Raw genomic sequence first — 351 nt, 5'->3', positions numbered from 1 at the left:
CGAGCTATTGCAGTCCAGGTCAGCCCACACCCGCTCGTATCCGCCCAAGGTGAACACCTCGAACTTCAGCGGAGAATCCCCGGCATCAATCACGCATTCTTTCTTCGTGGGATTAGAAATCTCGGCGAAGAAGTTTGGCTGCTTGCCATCGGCGAAAGTGGTGGCACCCGGCTTAGCGGTAATGTCCAGGTCTCCCAGCTCACAGGAGTTCTTGGCGGGTGCCTCAGCCGAAGCGGACTCAGAAGTGGACGTGGCGGATTCCTTGGCGGACGTGGTCTCCGATTCGCTCTCCTTGGCATTAGGAGGCTCATTCGGAGAGGTCATATCCGGGGTGGTGGAGGTGACAGCCTG

Annotated in this window: 1 protein-coding gene; it reads right to left on the bottom strand. The window is 58.4% G+C overall.

Going from position 1 to position 351, the window contains the following annotated elements; all coding sequences use genetic code 11:
• Nucleotides 1-351 (bottom strand): hypothetical protein (locus F0L46_RS26475; RefSeq protein WP_210247710.1); only part of this gene is annotated, 351 nt, incomplete at both ends.

The sequence above is a fragment of the Salinarimonas soli genome (genome assembly GCF_008386575.1).
In the GTDB taxonomy this organism is placed as follows: Bacteria; Pseudomonadota; Alphaproteobacteria; order Rhizobiales; family Beijerinckiaceae; genus Salinarimonas_A; species Salinarimonas_A soli.
Note: the sequence above shows the minus strand (reverse complement) of the source record. Positions and strands in the feature narration are given on the sequence as shown.